The organism is Streptomyces lonarensis, assembly GCF_012033735.1.
GTDB classification, from domain to species: Bacteria; Actinomycetota; Actinomycetes; order Streptomycetales; family Streptomycetaceae; genus Streptomyces; species Streptomyces lonarensis.
On record NZ_JAAVJD010000125.1, the window covers coordinates 1 to 16,166 of the forward strand.

General features: G+C 73.9%; 5 protein-coding genes. 1 reads left to right on the forward strand and 4 read right to left on the reverse strand.

Annotated elements, in window-relative coordinates:
• Positions 1–54: 54 nt before the first annotated feature.
• The 4 genes from HCN56_RS27265 to HCN56_RS15940 all read right to left on the reverse strand — a co-directional run bounded on the left by HCN56_RS27265 (position 55) and on the right by HCN56_RS15940 (position 15,002).
• Positions 55–1,620: a serine/threonine-protein kinase gene (locus HCN56_RS27265; protein ID WP_167971686.1), complete on the reverse strand. Its 1,566-nt coding sequence runs from the start codon at positions 1,618–1,620 to the stop codon at positions 55–57.
• A gap of 147 nt (positions 1,621–1,767) precedes the next feature.
• A complete protein-coding gene (locus HCN56_RS15930; protein ID WP_167971688.1) occupies positions 1,768–3,492 on the reverse strand; it encodes a glycerol-3-phosphate dehydrogenase/oxidase in 1,725 nt (574 codons plus the stop codon).
• A 699-nt stretch (positions 3,493–4,191) separates the two neighbouring features.
• Positions 4,192–10,677 (reverse strand): RHS repeat-associated core domain-containing protein, encoded by a 6,486-nt coding sequence (locus tag HCN56_RS27015; protein ID WP_167971690.1) that lies wholly within the window; start codon positions 10,675–10,677, stop codon positions 4,192–4,194.
• A 134-nt stretch (positions 10,678–10,811) separates the two neighbouring features.
• Positions 10,812–15,002, reverse strand: a complete 4,191-nt coding sequence (locus tag HCN56_RS15940) for a LamG-like jellyroll fold domain-containing protein (protein ID WP_312871258.1) — start codon at positions 15,000–15,002, stop codon at positions 10,812–10,814.
• A gap of 418 nt (positions 15,003–15,420) precedes the next feature.
• Here HCN56_RS15940 and HCN56_RS15945 point away from each other — a divergent pair.
• The coding region (locus HCN56_RS15945; RefSeq protein WP_209312802.1) for a hypothetical protein at positions 15,421–16,166 on the forward strand (746 nt) is incomplete at its 3' end.

Consider the following 16,166-nt stretch of genomic DNA (forward strand, 5'->3'; position numbering starts at 1 on the left):
ACCCACACTGGCCTTCCCGGTCTCCCGTACGGACCCCCGGGTGCTGCCCTACCTCTACAGCGGATCGGCGGGCATCGCCGAGCGGTCAACGGCGGTCCCGGCGGCGGCGGTCGCGGGCAGGTCGCCGGAGTCCGCCGAGCTGTCGGGGCCCGCGGAAGCGGGGCCCGCGCCGGCGCCGGAGCGCTCCTCGCGCGCGGCCGGCCGCGCGGCATCCGCACCGAGCACCAGCGTTCCGGCGCCTGCCGCGGCGCGGCGGGAACGGTCCAGCACGTCCCGCAGCATGGCGCGGGCCACCGGTTCGTCGAACCGCTCGGCGGGGTCCTTGTCGAGCAGGCCGGTGATGACCTCCGCGAGCGGACCGGCCGCCCCGGGGACGACCACCGGGTCGTTCATGACGGCGGTCAGCGTCGATATCGCCCCGCCGCGGTCGTACGGCGGACGCCCGACCAGCGCGCAGTAGAGCAGCGCCCCCAGCGACCAGTAGTCGGCGGGCGGGCCGAAGTCCTCGCCGCAGGCCCGCTCCGGGGAGATGTAGGACGGCGCGCCCACCAGCATGCCGGTGGAGGTGATCGAGGGGTCGCCCTCGACCTTGGCGATCCCGAAGTCGGTGAGCACCACCCGGCCGTCGACGTCGGAGACCAGCACGTTGGAGGGCTTCACGTCGCGGTGGACGATCCCCGCGCGGTGGGCGGCCGCCAGCACGTCCACCACGGCGAGCCCGACTTCGGCCGCGCGGCGCGGGGTCAGCGGGCCGTCCTCCCGGATCACGTCGGCCAGCGACCGGCCCTCGATCAGCTCCATCACGATCCACGGGCGGTCGCCCTCGTCCACCACGTCGAAGACGGTGACGACGCCGCGCCCCCGGATGGTGGCGATGGCGCGGGCCTCGCGCAGGGTACGGGTGATCAGGCGTCGCCGCTCCGCGTCGTCGATCACCGACGACAGCCGCAGTTCCTTCACCGCGACCTGGCGGCCGAGCTTCTCGTCCGTGGCCCGCCAGACCGTCCCCATGCCGCCGCGGCCCAGCAGCGCCCCGAGCCGGTAGCGGTGGGCGAGCAGTTCCACGGGCGGGACGGGGACGAAGGCGGCCTGGTCCTCGTCGTAGTCGCCGCCGGTGGGGTCGTCGGGCAGCTCCTCGCCGTAGGCGAGGCCGAGTTCGGCGGAGCGTTCCGCGTCGGGGTCGGCGGCGGGCCGCCGCTCGGGCGCGGCGTCGCGGGGCGCGGGGACGTCGGCCGCACGCGCATCGGCCGCGGCGTCGGCCGCTGCGGCGACCCCCGGCGCCAGGCTGACGGTGCGCGGAGAGGGCAGATCGGAGCGGTCCGGGCCGAGGGTGACGGTCGCCGGTGACTCCCGCTCCGCCGTCCCGAGGGAGACCGTCGGCGGGGAGTCGGAAGCCGCTCGTGCGGCACTTCCCTCGCCGTCACTCGCGCCGTCGCCCGTGCCGTTCGCGCCGTCGGCGCTCGGCGCCTCGGCGGCGTCGTCGCCGCCCGGCCGTGGCGCCGCGCCGGCCGGCGGGGCCGGGTCCGCGGTGCGGGCCGGCCGTTCGTCCGTCGCTCCGTCGGCCGCGGTGACGTCCTCCGGGTCTCCGGTGTCGCCGCGTTCCCCGTTGTGGTGGCCCATGTGTCGTGTCCCCTCCGGCGTTGCGCACATTGTCACCCATCGGAGCGACACCGCGGAGCGCGCGTCCGGGATCAGGGGGCCCGAAACGGACGGTGCCCCGCCGTCGCGGCGGGGCACCGTCCCAGGGTGGGCGAGTGGTGGGGCAGGTCAGAGCGGCACGGTGTCCGGGGCGCCCAACCGCGCGGCGTCCGCCGTCTGGTCGTCCGGCTGCAGCTGCGACTCCCGCTCCGCCTCCACGCGCTTCTCGTAGTGCTCGACCTCACGGTCGATCTGCTTCTGGTCCCACCCCAGCACACCGGCCATCAGCTCGGCGCACTCCCGGGCGCTGCGGGTGCCGCGGTCGAAGGTCTCGATGGAGATCCGGGTGCGGCGGGTGAGGACGTCCTCCAGGTGGCGGGCGCCCTCGTGCGAGCAGGCGTAGACGATCTCCGCACGGAGGTAGTCGTCCGCGCCTGCCAGCGGCTCGCCGAGATCGGGCCGGTTCTCGATCAGCTCCAGCACCTCCTCGGTGAGCGAGCCGTGGCGGTTGAGCAGGTGCTCGACGCGGGCCACGTGCAGTCCGGCGCGCGCGGCGATCCGGGCGCGGGCGTTCCACAGCGCGTGGTAGCCCTCGGCGCCGGCGAGCGGCACCTCCTCGGTGCAGCACTTGGCCACCCGGACGTCCAGCCCGTGGACGGCGGCGTCCACCGCGTCCTTGGCCATGACCCGGTAGGTGGTGTACTTCCCGCCCGCGATGACGACCAGCCCCGGGACGGGGTGCGCCACGGTGTGCTCCCGCGAGAGCTTGCTCGTCGCCTCCGACTCGCCGGCCAGCAGCGGGCGGAGCCCGGCGTAGACGCCCTCGACGTCGTCCCTGGTGAGCGGCACCGCCAGCACCGAGTTGACGTGCTCCAGCAGGTAGTCGATGTCGGCGCTGGAGGCCGCGGGGTGGGCCTTGTCGAGGTCCCAGGAGGTGTCGGTGGTGCCGATGATCCAGTGCCGGCCCCACGGGATGACGAAGAGCACGCTCTTCTCGGTGCGCAGGATCAGCCCGGTGGAGGAGTGGATGCGGTCCTTCGGCACGACCAGGTGGATGCCCTTGGAGGCGCGGACGTGGAACTGGCCGCGCTCCGCGATCATGCCCTGGGTGTCGTCGGTCCAGACGCCGGTCGCGTTGACGACCTGCTTGGCGCGGATCTCCAGCGAACGGAACCCGCCGTTGCCGTCGTCGGACTCCAGGTCGTCGACGGTGACGCCGACCACCCGCTCGCCCTCGCGCAGCACGCCGGTGACCCGCGCTCGGTTGGCGCACTGGGCGCCGTAGCCGGCGGCGGTGCGGACCAGCGCGGAAACGAACCGGGCGTCGTCCATCTGGGCGTCGTAGTACTGCAGGGCGCCGACCAGCGCGTCCTTGCGGAGCGCGGGGGCGACCCGCAGCGCCTTGCTGCGACTGAGGTGCCGGTGGACGGGCAGGCCGCGGCCGTGCCCGGAGGAGACCGACATCGCGTCGTAGAGCGCCACGCCGGAGCCCGCGTAGAGCCGCTCCCAGCCTCTGTGCTGCAGCGGGTAGAGGAAGGGGACGGGCTTCACCAGGTGGGGGGCGAGCCGCCCGAGCAGCAGCCCGCGTTCCTTGAGCGCCTCCCGGACCAGGGCGAAGTCGAGCATCTCCAGGTAGCGCAGCCCGCCGTGGATGAGTTTGCTGGACCGGCTGGAGGTGCCGGAGGCCCAGTCCCGCGCCTCCAGCAACCCGGTGCTGAGACCGCGGGTCGCCGCGTCCAGGGCGGTTCCGGCGCCGACGACGCCGCCTCCGACCACCAGCACATCGAGCTCGCGTTCCGCCATTCGCCGTAGCGCGTCGGTCCGCTCGGCCGGTCCCAGTACGGCTGTCTTCACTGGCCTGCCCTCTCGTTCGTCCGATGTCTCTCTTCTCTCTCCTTCCCATCGTCACCGATTTCTGTCCACCTGTCGCCGCACACCCGTCCGAACAGCGGGGGGACAGGTGGCGAAGCCCCCGGCAGCAGGGGGTGAGCGGCGCGGGAAGGGCCCGGGCGTGCCGTGGGGTGCGTCGACGCGTGGTGTCACGGTGGGCGTGGGCGAGGTGACCGCGGGTGCAGGCGGCGGCCGGGTTCCCCGGTGCGGACGCGCGTCCGGCGCCGCGCGGGTGTGGTCACCGCCGGCGCCGGACGCAGTGCGCAGCGGCGCGCGTGCGCCGGGTCGCCCCCCGTGGACGATCCGACGCCCGGCCGCGTCCTGGTCCGAGGACAGCCGGTGCGCTCCGCCGCGTCGCTTGTGAGCCGCTCCCCCCGGATGCCCGGCGCCGCCCGCGGAGGGCGGCACCGGGTGTTCGCTCCGACCCCCCGGCGCGAACACGGCTCCGGCAGCCGCGAAGATTCTCGGCTACCGGCGGAGACGGTACCGCCGGGAGGCGCGCGGCGGTGACGCTCGATCGACCCACAACCTCCGCGACCCCCACACATGGCGGGCAGGTACACGCGTGGCGGGCCCGTGAACCCACGGCGCCCCCCCCGCCGCCGGACGCGGAGGCGTCGGGCGGCGGGGCGGGCCGGGTGGGTCGTGCGGAGCGGGAGAGGGCTACTTCAGGTTGATGGTCTCCCGCCAGCGGACATCGATCTCGGTGCCTTCCTCGTTCTTGGGCTTGTCGGAGTCATAGCCGGTGATCGGGTTACGGAAGAGTGAGTCGCTGGTGAGTTTGTCCCGCACCCGGAAGACCACGGTCGCGGTCCCGGCCTCGTGATCGATGCTCTCGACATGGACGAACACGCTGTAGGAGCCGATGTGCTGCGACTGGTTTCCCCGATTCGAGAGGTGCTCCACGACGTCCCGCGCAATGGTGCCCAACCGCTCCCCCACGGTCGCGTTGCCGTGGTCGCGGTCGTACACCTCGTCGAACTTGTCGCGGTCTCCCGCCCGCGCTGTGCGCAGATCGCTCCTCAGCCTCTCCCTGACTTCGGACATGTGGTCCGACTTGCGCATCTCCTCGGTGAAGAGATCGCCCTCGGTGAAGAGCCACTTGTCGGGTCTGACGCCTCTCAGATAGAGCTCGGTCGCCCACCACCCGCCGACCTCCTCCGCACAGCGGGAGGGTCCGGTTCCTCGGTAGCAGGCTCTCTCTCCCAGCGCCTCGTACTGGCACATCGCGTTGCAGTCGGTTTCGGTCTCCCAGGGAGCTGGGACGAAGTCCCGGCCGCCGTGGGAGACGCGGAAGACCGAGGCACCGCCGCCGCGTATGCCACCGCCGCCTCGACCGATCCAACTGACGCCTCCGGACTTGCCCTTGCCGATCGAGCCGGGGCTCCTTCCGACGGTGCCCTTGCCACCGCCGGACGAACGCTTGGGGCCGCGCGTGGCGATGCCCTTGGCCTTCCCCTTGCCCGTGGCCTTGCCGACGGCCTTGCCGATCGCCTTGCCGATCTTCTTCAGCGCCTTGCCGAGGGACTTGCCGAAGAGGCCGGTGGGGTCGGTGAAGGCGAGCGGGTTGTTGTAGGCGTAGGAGTAGCCGTGCATCTGCTGGGGGTTGGCGATGTCGAGGACGGGATCGGCACTGAGGAACCGGCCGAGTTCCGCGTCGTACTCGCGGGCCCCGACGCCCAGGAGTCCGGTGTCCTCGGTGTCGTCGGTGGCTCCGACGAACGCCCTGGTGCCGGGCCAGTCGTCCGGCGCCTCGCCGCGGGCGCCGCCGAAGGGCAGGGTGCGGCGCCGCACCACGGTGTGGTCCTCGGCGCCGATCGCGAGGTGGCCGGTGGCGTGGTGGTCGGCGAGGGTGAAGGAGACGGTGCCGTCGTCGGCGACGAGAGCCTGGTGGCCGCCACCGAGGTCGAGGTAGCGCGTGGCGGTGGCGGTGTCGGAGCCGGTCTCGACCGTCACCTGGGTGTGGCCGAGGTAGAGCGTGGCGGTGTCCTCGGTGCGGCCGATGAGCCGCGTGTTGGCGGTGTCGTAGACATAGCGGGTGGGGCCGGAGCCGTCGCCGTTGTCGACCTCGGAGACGCGGCCCTCGGCGTTCCAGGTGAGGGTCTGTTCCGCCGTGCCGCCCTCGGCGGGACGGTCGCGGGTCACGGTGTTCCCGGCGGCGTCGTAGCCGTACTCACGGCGCAGGGTGGTGCCGTCGGGGCCGGTGTCCTCGACGGCGGCGACGGCGTACGGCTGGTCGGCGTCGTAGTGGTAGGTGCGTTCCAGACCGGCCTCGTGGTCGGTCTCGGTGGTGCGGTTGCCGAGCGGGTCGTAGGCGTAGCCGTGGTGGTAGGGCGCGGGGCCGCCCACGGTGGCCGCGCCGCCGTCGGCGGCGCACTCGGTGCGAGCCTCGGTCCACGCCTCGGTCAGGCGGCGGAGGTGGTCGTAGGCGAAGCACTGGGTGTCGGTGGCCCCGCCGCCGACGTCGGAGACGGAGAGCACGTTGCCCACCTGGTCGTAGCGGTAGGTCTCGTGCCGGTCCACGCCCGGCTGGTCGGCGCGCTCCACGCGGGTGGTGGCGAGGAACTGGGTGCCCCACTCGTAGGTGTTGGTGGCCCAGATCTTCTTGCCGCCGGCAGCGGAGAGTTCGAACTGCTGGGGCTTCCCGGTGAGGCTGTAGCGGGTGTCGACGGCGATGCCGCGCGGGCCGCGGGCGGTGACCGGTCGCAGGGTGCCGTCCTCGTACCCGAAGGTGAGGTTCTGTCCGGGCAGGGACCCGGCGGCCGGCAGGCCGACGGAGCGCAGCACGCCGGAGGGCTCGTACTCGTTGCTGGAGACGTAGGAGCCCGCCAACTCCCCCTCGGAGTCCGGGATGGTGACGCGGGTGCGGATCGGCCGGTAGAGGCTGTCGAAGGCGATGTTCTCGCTGACGTAGGCGTTGCCCTCGTGCCAGCGGGTGGCGCGGGCCTGCTGGCCGACCGCGCCGCTGACGGTGTCGTACTCCCACTCGGCGAGGAGGGTGCCGTCGGCGTCGTCCTCGCGCAGGGCGGTGGCGCGGCCGAGGCCGTCGTACTCCCGGACGAGAGTGGTGCCGCGGCCGTCGGTGGACGAGCGGAGCAGGCCGCGTTCGTCGTAGGTGGAGCGGCGGGTCCCGGAGACCGGGTCGTGGACGGTGGTCTCGTTGCCGATCAGGTCGTACTCGTACCGCCAGACGTTGTCCTCGGCGTCGGTGACCGAGGCGAGGCGGCCGTGGGCGTCGTAGGCGTAGTGGGTGGCGTCGTAGGCGGAGTCGGGTGAGCGGCCGTGGTGGTGGCGCCGCTCGGAGATCTCGCCCAGGGCGTTGATGATCGTGGTCGTGGTGGTGCCGCCCTCCGGGGGGACGACCACGGAGCGGTCCCCGAGGTGTTCGGCCCGGGTCACCGACAGTTCCCTGCCGCCGTCACCGTCGCCGGCCATGACGCGGGTGACGGTCTCGCGGCCCAGCCCGTCGTGGGTGTGGCGGGTCTGGGACTCGACGAGGGATTCGTCGGCGACCTGGAAGATGGTGGCGGAGGGCGGGCCGTCGGCGTAGTAGTCGGCGAACGTCCTGGCGGTGAGGCCGCGCTCGTCGTAGAAGGTGTCGGCGATCAGCCGTCCGCCGTCCGGGCCGGGTGTCTGGCTCTGCCGCTCACGCAGCAGTCCGTCGTAGAGCACCCAGGAGGTGTCCTGGACACCTCGGTTGCCGATGGTGCGGGTGCCCACGGCGGCCGGCTGGCCCTCGGCGAGGCGGTAGACGTACTCGGTGCTGGGGAGCTGCCGGAGGGTGCGGTCGGGGAACCAGACCTTGGTGAGGCGGCCGAAGGCGTCGTGCTCGGCGTGGGTGGTGCGGTTGTTGGTGTCGGTGGTGCGCACCGCCACCGGGCGGCGCGGGTCGAGCGTGGTGGTGATGCGCTGGGCGGTCGTGGCGTCGCCCGCGACGGCGGGCGGCGTGGTCTCGGTGACCGTGACGGGGATGCCGGTGGCCGGGGTGTGGACGGTGGTGGTGCTGAGTCCGTCGTCGCGTGCGGTCCGCACGGGGGCGGCGGTGCCGGTGAAGCGGAGCTCGCCGGTGATGTCGGTGAGCTTGACCACCCGGCCGTAGCGGTCGTACTCGGTGGCGGACTCGATGTAGGTGCCGGTGGTGCCGTCGTGCTCGTGGAGGACGGCGGTGGCGGTCACGTCGCCGTGGGTGGGTGCTGCGCCGAACGCCTTGCCGTCGTAGGCGTAGCGGACGTCGGTGGTGACGTCGCGGGCGCGGTCGGGGGTGAGGGAGCAGCGGCCGGCGACGGTCTCCTCGCGGGAGACGGCGGTGAGGATGCCGCCGGGGGTGTCGGTGGCATAGCTGGTACGGGTGCACTGGTCGTCGTCGGCGGTCGCGGAGTCGCCGCGGATGTCCTCGGTGGTGACGCGTCCGGCGACCGTGTCGTAGGTGAAGAACTGGTCGGTGGCGCGCCAGCGCTCACCCGCACCCGCGTCGAGCGAGGTCCAGGCGTGGCGGGAGGCGATGTCGACGAAGTCGGAGGTGAGGGTGCCCCAGTCGCGGACGCTGCGCGCGGTGCGGTGGCTCCACGGGCGGGTGACGGTCCGCTCCAGGACCTTGCCGCCGGGGGCGTCGAAGGTGACGGTCCGGTAGGCGAAGCCGGCGAGCGCCCGGTGGTCGGTCAGGGCCGCGCCCTCGCCGTCCCCGAGGGCGACCGTGACGTTGCGGGTGCCGCCGGAGGGGTTCAGCCGGTCGCCGTGCATACCGCGGAGGAAGTAGTGGTCCTCCTGGGTGGAGGCGGAGGTCTGGCCGCCGGTGGTCACGCGCACGTGTCCGTAGCCGCGCCAGACGGACCAGGTCTTCTCGTCCTCGGGCACGAGGCCGTTGTCGTCGTCGTAGTGCCAGGCGCCGCCGCCGAGGTACTGGTAGCGCGTCACCTGGTCCGGTGCGCCGCCGGTGCGGTCGGTGGCGGTGACGGACTCGACGACGTACTTGTTGAACCAGTGCAGTTCGGCATCGTGGTCGGGGCCGCCTCCCAGGTACTGCGGGAAGCACCGGGTGGTGTTGGTGTGGGGCGTCGGGGTGGAGCCGGTGGTGCAGGCCGGCGCCGAGTAGCCGACGTCGATCTGGCCGCCGGCCTCGTCGGCCACGGAGGAGACCCGGGCCTTGATGAACGGGGCGTAGCCGTCCCCGGTCCGGTCGAGCCGGTTGGGGAGCTGCTCGTAGGCGAAGGTCGTGGCGGGCAGGGTCGCGGGGGTGGCGGCGGTGTGGCCGGTGTGCTGCACCCCGGTGAGCAGCAGCTGGTAGTTGACGTCGGCGGTGCCCCACCGGTGGCGCAGTTGCCAGGAGTCGACGTCGCGGTGGCCGTCGGGGGTGAGGATCTGGGTGGTCACCTTCGCCAGGCGCTCAGTGGTCCAGAAGGTGGGGCTGTAGCGGCCGGTGTCGCACTCCTCGTCCTTGTCGCAGTTGAGGTCCCACGGGGTGTCGTACCAGTGGCGGGAGTCCTTGCGGATGTCGGAGCAGTCGGCGCCGCCGCCGGCGAGGCAGCGGTCCGCGCCGGTGAAGAGGACCTTGGCGAGCGGGCGCTCGGTGTAGACGCTGTCGCGGTGGAGGCCGTACTCGATGCGGTCGACGCTGCCGCCGCGGGTGTAGCGGGTGTTGTTGTCGGTGTCGAGGAAGCGGCTGTAGGAGTTCTCCTCCCTGTTGTAGTAGTAGGCCGCCGCGTTGCCGCGGGAGTCGACCACGTAGTCGAGGTTCCAGCGCCAGCCCTGCTGGCACCAGGCGTCCTTCGCGGTCGCGTCGTGGCAGGGCTCGCCCCGGTCGTTGCCGTAGACCGGGACGGTCCAGGTGGAGTCGGTGGTGTCGCGGCCGGTGCTCCAGCCGGGCAGCCGGTGGTAGCCGAAGTAGTAGCGGGTGCCCTCGGGGTCGGTGAGGCGCCAGTACTCGCCGTCGTTGTCGCCGTTGCCGCGTGCGGTGGAGCGGAGCCGGTCGACGACGGTGCCGTCGTCGCTCTGGAGCTTCCAGCGGTCGGTGCCGTCGGGGACGAGCTCGCCGCCGATGCCGTTGAAGGAGATGTGCGCGTTGTCGTGGTCCCAGCACAGGTCGTGGACGGCGTGCCCGTCGGAGTTCTCGAACTCCTCGACCGCGCAGGACTCGTACTTGCGCTCGATGTAGCCGGGCCAGAGGTGGAAGCCGTCGCCGACCCACGAGCCCTGGTTGTTGCTGCCGCCGGTACGGCCGTCGATGGAGCCGGAGCTGTACCCCAGCCCCAGGGACGGCGGCAGGCCGCCGGGGACCTCGGGAGCGGCGAACGGGTGCGACCAGGTGAAGTCACCGGTGTTGAGGTCGGTCTCCCAGGCCGAGGACGACGCGAGGTCGGTGGCGGCCCAGTCGCCCTCCTCGCTCTCCGCCTCGGAGGAGGCGAGGAGGACGACGGGTTCACCGGCGGGCAGGTCGAGCCCGGTCACGGTGAGGGTGCGGGCCGCGGTGTCGTTGCGCGCGTCCAGCGGTTCGGGCGTGGCGCATGACGCCTTCTCCGGGGTGTCGGCGGCGCAGCCCGGCAGCCGGGAGAGGGTGAGGCGGGAGGCGTAGCCGCCGCCGTGGGCTCGGGCGAAGGAGCTGTAGTCGAGGGTGATGTCGGCGCGCAGCGTGTCGCCGGCAGCGCCGGCACCGGCACGGAAGAGTTCGGTGCCGACCGCCGGGGCGGCAGAGGCCGAGGGTTCGGTCGGGTGGGCGTCGATGACGACCAGCGCGCCGTCGCGGGTGGGCCCGTCGGTGCGCTCGGCGAGGTCGTGCATCTCGACCGTGGCGGTGGCGGGCGCAGTGGCCGAGCCCAGCGTGACGGGGAGGTCCCCGGCGCGCGTCGGCAGCGGTCCGCTCCCCGGACCGGCGAGGGTGACATCCGCGCTGCCGGTGGGCGGGGCCTGGTCGCCCTCGGGGGGCGGGACGGACGCGGCCGGCGCCTCCCCGTGGTGGCGTGGCAGTACGGGCAGGTCGCCGGCGCCGGCGACCGGCTCCTCCGCCTGCGGCACCTCCGGGCGGTTCTGGTCGCCGACGGCGGTCGGTGCCGAGACGGCCTGCACCAGTCCGGCGAGCAGAACGGTGGCCACGGCCCCTGCGGTGGCGCGGCGGGTCGCGGTGAGCCGCCGCGACCACCGCGGTTTGGCTGTCATCTGATGTGCCCCTCTTCCTCGGAAGTGGCAGGACGGGCCGCGCTCGGCCTCGTCACGTGGTGCGGCGCCGCGTTCGGGCGCGCGGGGCCCGGTGCCCGGCCGGGAGCGGCCGGGCACCGGCGGTCCGCCGTCGGTCAGTCGACGCCGGGGACCTGGGTCGGCAGGCCGGCGGTGCCGGCCGCCAGTGAGCGGACCTGGTGCTCGGTCAGGACGCCCTGGAAAACCCAGAGGTCGTCCACCGACCCCGGCCAGTGCTCCCCCGGACCGCTGTCGGCGCGGGCCGTCCGACCGACCTCCAGCGCGCCGGTCGCCTCGAAGGCCAGGGCGTTCTCCGCCCAGGAGCCGCCGGGCACACACCCGGCGCTGTCCGTGGTGGTGGGCGTCTCGTCGTCCGTGGGCCCGTCGAGGTCCGACGGGTCGGCGCAGACCACCTCTTCCAACCGGCCGTCGACGTACAGCTGGGCTGTCTTGTCCAGCCCGTCGTAGACCACGGCGAGGTGGTGCCACGACCGGACGTCGGCGACCGCCTGGTTGACGATCTCGGTGACCGTCCCGGTCGCGTCGTCGTCGGAGGTGAGGTGGAGGCGCCAGGTCCCCCATTCGGGGTCCTCGGGGTCGGGGACCCAGCGGACGGCGAGGGCGTCTCGGGCGGTGCCCGCGGCGCTGAGCCAGGTCACCGGGCCGGTCGGCGTCCCCGCGGCCTGCGCCCAGCCGGCGACGGTGAAACTGCCGTCGGTGGCCGCGGGCAGCCGGGTGGTGCGGGCGTGGCCGCCGGCCCCGTCGAGGTCGAGCGCGCCGGAGTCGACCCAGCCGGTGCCGATGGCGGCGCCGGGTGCGAGAGCGAGTGCGTTCCCCTCCGGGGAGGCGTCGGGGGTGGCCCCGGCGGTGGCGGTCTCGAACATCCACCGTCCCGTCACCCGGGCGGGCTGCTGGTAGAGCTGGGTGACCTCGCGGGCGGTGACCACCCGGTCGTGGACGCGGACGTCGTCGATGTCGCCGGGGAAGTAGGAGCCGGTGTTCTCGCCGTACCTGCCGGCGCCGATCGAGACCCGGCCGGGGGCGTGCCAGGGGGCGGTGTGGCTCGTGGTGCTGACTGCGCGCCCGTTGACGTAGAGGGTGAGGGTCTGCCGGACGGCGTCGTGGACGCCGACCAGGTGGACCCACTCGCCGTCGCGGGCGGAGGTGCCGGCGGGTTGCAGTGCGCGGACCGGGGTGGCTCCGACGGCGTCCGCCGAGTACTGGTTGAAGGCCCAGCGGTCGTAGACGCGGGAGTAGTACAGCTCGAACCCGGGCCGCTCCCGGCCGTGCTGCGCGGCGATGATCGCGGCGCCGGCGCCGCGGCTCTTGTCCAGCCGCGCCCAGGCGGAGACGCTGAAGCTGGTGTCGGTGCGGACGACGCCGGCGTCGGCCAGGGCGTGCCCGGTGGTGCCGTCGAAGGCGGCGGCACCCGCCTGGACCCCGTCGACCCCGGTCTCCACGGCGCCGTGGAGCCGAGCGGGGATGACGTCCGCCGCACCGGAAACGGTCGTCGCGGATGACGCCTCGTCGAGGTCGAACAGGGCCACCGCGGGGCGGCCCGGCGACTCGCGCAGTCGCTCCTTGGCGTGGAGCCGGGCGATGTCGGGGTCGTCGCCGCGCAGGAACCCGGCGAAGAGCGCGACCTCGTCCACGCGGCCGGGCAGGTGGCCGGCGGTCTCCCCGTCCTGGTGTCCGGCGCCGATCCGCAGCGGCCCGCGGGCGTCCCAGGCGGTCGGAGCGGTGTGCGTCCCGGCGGCGCGACCGTCGACGTACAGCCGCAGCGCGGCGCCGTCCCAGGAGCCGAGGAGGTGCGTCCACTCGCCCGCGACGGCGGGGCGGGTGTCGGTGACGCGGTCGGCGGTGACGTCCCCGGGGGCGTCCTGGCGGTACCGGCCGAAGGACCAGGCGCCGTCGGCTGCGCGGTAGGAGAGCTCCATGCCGGGCTTGTGGCGGCCGGCCTGGCTGACGACGACGGCGTCACCGTCGGGGAGCCGGTCGAGCCGGACCCAGGCGGAGACGGTGTGGAAGCCGCCGGTCTCCACGACGGGACCGGCGGTCACAGCGTGGCCGTCGACACCGTCGAGGGCGAGTGCGGTGCCGAGCGCACCGACGGCGCCGGCGGCGGCACCGCCCACGAGCCGCGCCCGGCGTTCGGGGGCGGAGCCGGCGAAGGCGTCCGCGCCCGCCGGGTCGTCGAGGGCCCACCGGATGCGTTCACCGGGACCGGAGCCGACCCGGTACTGGTAGGTGCGGGTCTCCGAGGCGTTGCCCGCGCCGTCGAGGGCCTGGGCGGTCACGAAGTGGAGGCCGGGGCTCTCGGGCAGGACGAGGACGGTACCCGCGGCGCCGCGGGCGACAGCGACGCGGTTGGCGGGCAGCGGGTCGGTGTTCACGCCGTACCGGTAGGCCACGACGTCCGCGGCGGGGCTGGCCAGGGTGAAGGTGCCGTAGCGGCCGACGCCGTCGTGCCAGGGGTCCTCGGGGTCGGCCGGATCGGATTCGGGGTACTGGGTCGAGCCGATGGCCGGCGCCGCGGGCACGGAGTAGTCGTAGGTGAAGTAGCAGGCCGTGGGCGTGCCCGCACTGGACCACGGCCCGTAGTCGGCTCCGTCGTACACGCGGGTGTGCCAGTGCAGTTCGACGTCGCGCGGCAGGTTCGTCGGCAGGTTCACGGAGAAGCTGCTGCCGGACTTCTTGGCCGTGGTCAGCCCGGAGTTCCACAGGACCTCGGCGCCCCGCTTGACCTGGAACTGGACGCGCACGTTGTCGCCGTCCGGGTCGGTGGCCGAGGCCGCCCGCAGCTGGCCCAGGGTGCGGACCGCGGAGCCCTTGCCCGGCCCCTTGCAGGTGCCGCCGTACTCCATGGTCAGCTGCGACATCTTCATCTGCGCCGGCGGGCGGTTGTACTGGACCCGGAGGTGCGCGTTCTTGTGGAACCGCTTCCACTGGTTGGCGTTGCTCTCGCTGCCGGCGCGCAGCCCGAAGGTGAGGGTGGCGGTGCGGTCGTCGGCGGCCTTCTGGATCGCCGCGCGGATCGGGAACTCGGCGTCGCCGGCAGGTTTGCAGGCGGACTGGCCGCCGCCGTAATGGAACGACTGGGTGCTCAGCCGTTCGACCCAGAAGCCGGAGGCGTTCTGGGTGTTCCAGCTGGTGGAGCTGGATATGCCCTTCGTCCGCCACAGCTGCACGGGGTGGTTGGAGCACTGCGCGGAGTGCGTGTTGCGGACCACGAACTCGGCGGACATCACGCGGGTACCGGCGAAGCGGGAGGTGTCGATGCGGTAGAACAGCCGCTTGACGTCGCCGGAGGTGCAGCCCGCCCAGCCGGTGCAGTTGCCGAGACCCTCGTCGCTCTTGCCGCTGAACTGCCAGTAGCGAGTGGTGGGGTAGGCCCGCGAGGTCATCGCCCAGGCCGAGGCGCGCGGTGAGTGCCACTGGGGGTCGATGTAGACCGGGTAGCTGGTGTCCACGCCGCCGAGCAGCCCGGCGTCGGGGCGGAGCACCAGCTCGCCGCCGGTGGTCACCCGGGTGTCGATTCCGGCCACCCGGGAGGACTCCACCGGCCCGGTGGCCGGGCCGTCCTCACCGCCGGTGCCGGCGGGGGCATGGGCGGTCTCCGCGGTCTCCGTGCCTGCGCGCTCGGCGGAGCGGGCGGCTGCCGGGGCGTCGCCGGCGGAACCGGAGTCCCACATGAGGGGCGGCGGCGCCTCGAAGACCGCCTCTGCCCCCGGCCCGCCGGCGCGCAGCCCGCCGTCGTCGGTGACCGCGACGTCGACGCCGTCCGTCTCCAGCTCGAAGCGCAGTTCGCGCAGCGCAGGGTTCTCCGCCGCCTCACGGTCCTTGACGACGAGAAGTGTCGTGAAGCCGTCGGACCCGGCGGACACCCGCAGGTCCACACCGGGCAGCACCTCCGGGTAGGTTGCGTGGGGGCCCTCCACGTCCGGCTCGGGCAGCGGAGCCGGCCAGCTCATGGCGAGGTCCCGGCCGTTGCGGGAGAGCGTGGCGAGCGGGCCCTCTCCGCCGGCGGAGAGGAGGAGCCCCACGGTGGCGGCCACCGGTCGGAGCCCCTCGTCGGCGGGCCTGAGGTCGGTGTCGACACGCTGCCAGCCGCCGTCCGTCCGCGACCACACGGGCGTCACGTACTCCCGCGCCTCGAGCGTGCCGTCCGGCAGCGCCATCACCTCGCGGGTCTCCCCGCGCAGCTCGGTCACCTCGACCGGCTCTCCCGCCTCTTCTGCGGCGGCCACCGCGGCCGCCTCGGCGGTGCTCTCCGGTACGGAAGCCGGGTGCCCGGGCGTGCTCGCCACCGCGGGCGTGTCATCCTGCCGGGGACCGGCCGCCTGCGCGACCGGTGGCAGCCCACCGGCCCACACGGCCGCACAGGCCGCCAGCGCGACCAGCCTCGTCGTCGTACGTGTCCGACCCGTCGCCATCGGCGCTCCTCGTTCGGGGCGCCGGCCACCCCGGCCACGGCGCGCGAACCGCCGGACGTACGGCGTCGACGAGGGCGGGGATGCGGCGCATGGATCTGTCAGTGGAGGTCAGCATCAACGGGCTCGAACGCTAGAGCACATGTGGAGGTTCCGTGACCGTTTCGCGCCACCGCTACACAGGGGGTCACGCCATGGTCATTGGCTGGGCACATATCGCTATGAACCGGGCGGTGCGGTGAAGCGCCGCGCGTCGGATGCGCCCGCCGCCCGCGGCCCGGCGGAGACGGCGTTCGTGTCGGTCGGCCGCTCCTACGTGCTGCGCGGCCGGGCCATCGTCGTGGTCTGCTGCGCCGCGTTCGCGCTGCTGGCCACCGGCCCGGAGCAGCTGCCGGCGACCGCCACGGCCGCCGTCGCGGCCGTGGTGTGGACCGTCCTCCACCTGCGCTGGTGGGAGCGGGGGATGGCGCCGCGCACGGTGGCCTGCGCGGACGTGGCCTTCCTCGCGGCGCTCTGCCTCACCCAGGGCGCCACGGTGCCCGCCGCGCAGGAGGAGCACGGCCATGCCTGGGTGCTGGTCGCGGTCAGCGTGGCCATCGTCGCCTACCAGTTCACCCACCCGCCGCTGGTCGGCGCGGCGGCGGCGCTGCTGCTGGCCGGGGCCGACCTGCTGGGCGTGATGCTCGGCCGCCCCGACACCTGGATGGCGGCCGTCCCGCAGATCCTCTGGCTGCTGGTCCAGGCCGCCATGGGGTGCGCCCTCTACCAGTTGGTGCTGCGCCGCTGCCGTGCCGAGGACCGGGCGCTGGCCGCCGCCGCACAGGCGCGGCGGCGCCACAAGCTGTCACGGGAGCGGCGTCGGGCGGAGGAGGAGTACCTGGCGGTGCTGCACGACACCTGCAGCGCCACGCTGCTGATGGCCGCCGCGCCGGCGGGGCCGCCGGCCGCGGTCCTGCGGGCGCAGGCGACGCGGGATGTGGGCCGGTTGGAGGCGCTGCGCGCCGCCGGCGAGGAGGTGGCGGCCGAGTACGAGAAGGCGAA

What these genes read in the sequence shown, in the direction of transcription:
- HCN56_RS27265 (WP_167971686.1), bottom strand. Translation starts at nt 1,620, where the DNA reads ATGGGCCACCACAACGGGGAACGCGGCGACACCGGAGACCCGGAGGAC.
- HCN56_RS27015 (WP_167971690.1), bottom strand. Translation starts at nt 10,677, where the DNA reads ATGACAGCCAAACCGCGGTGGTCGCGGCGGCTCACCGCGACCCGCCGC.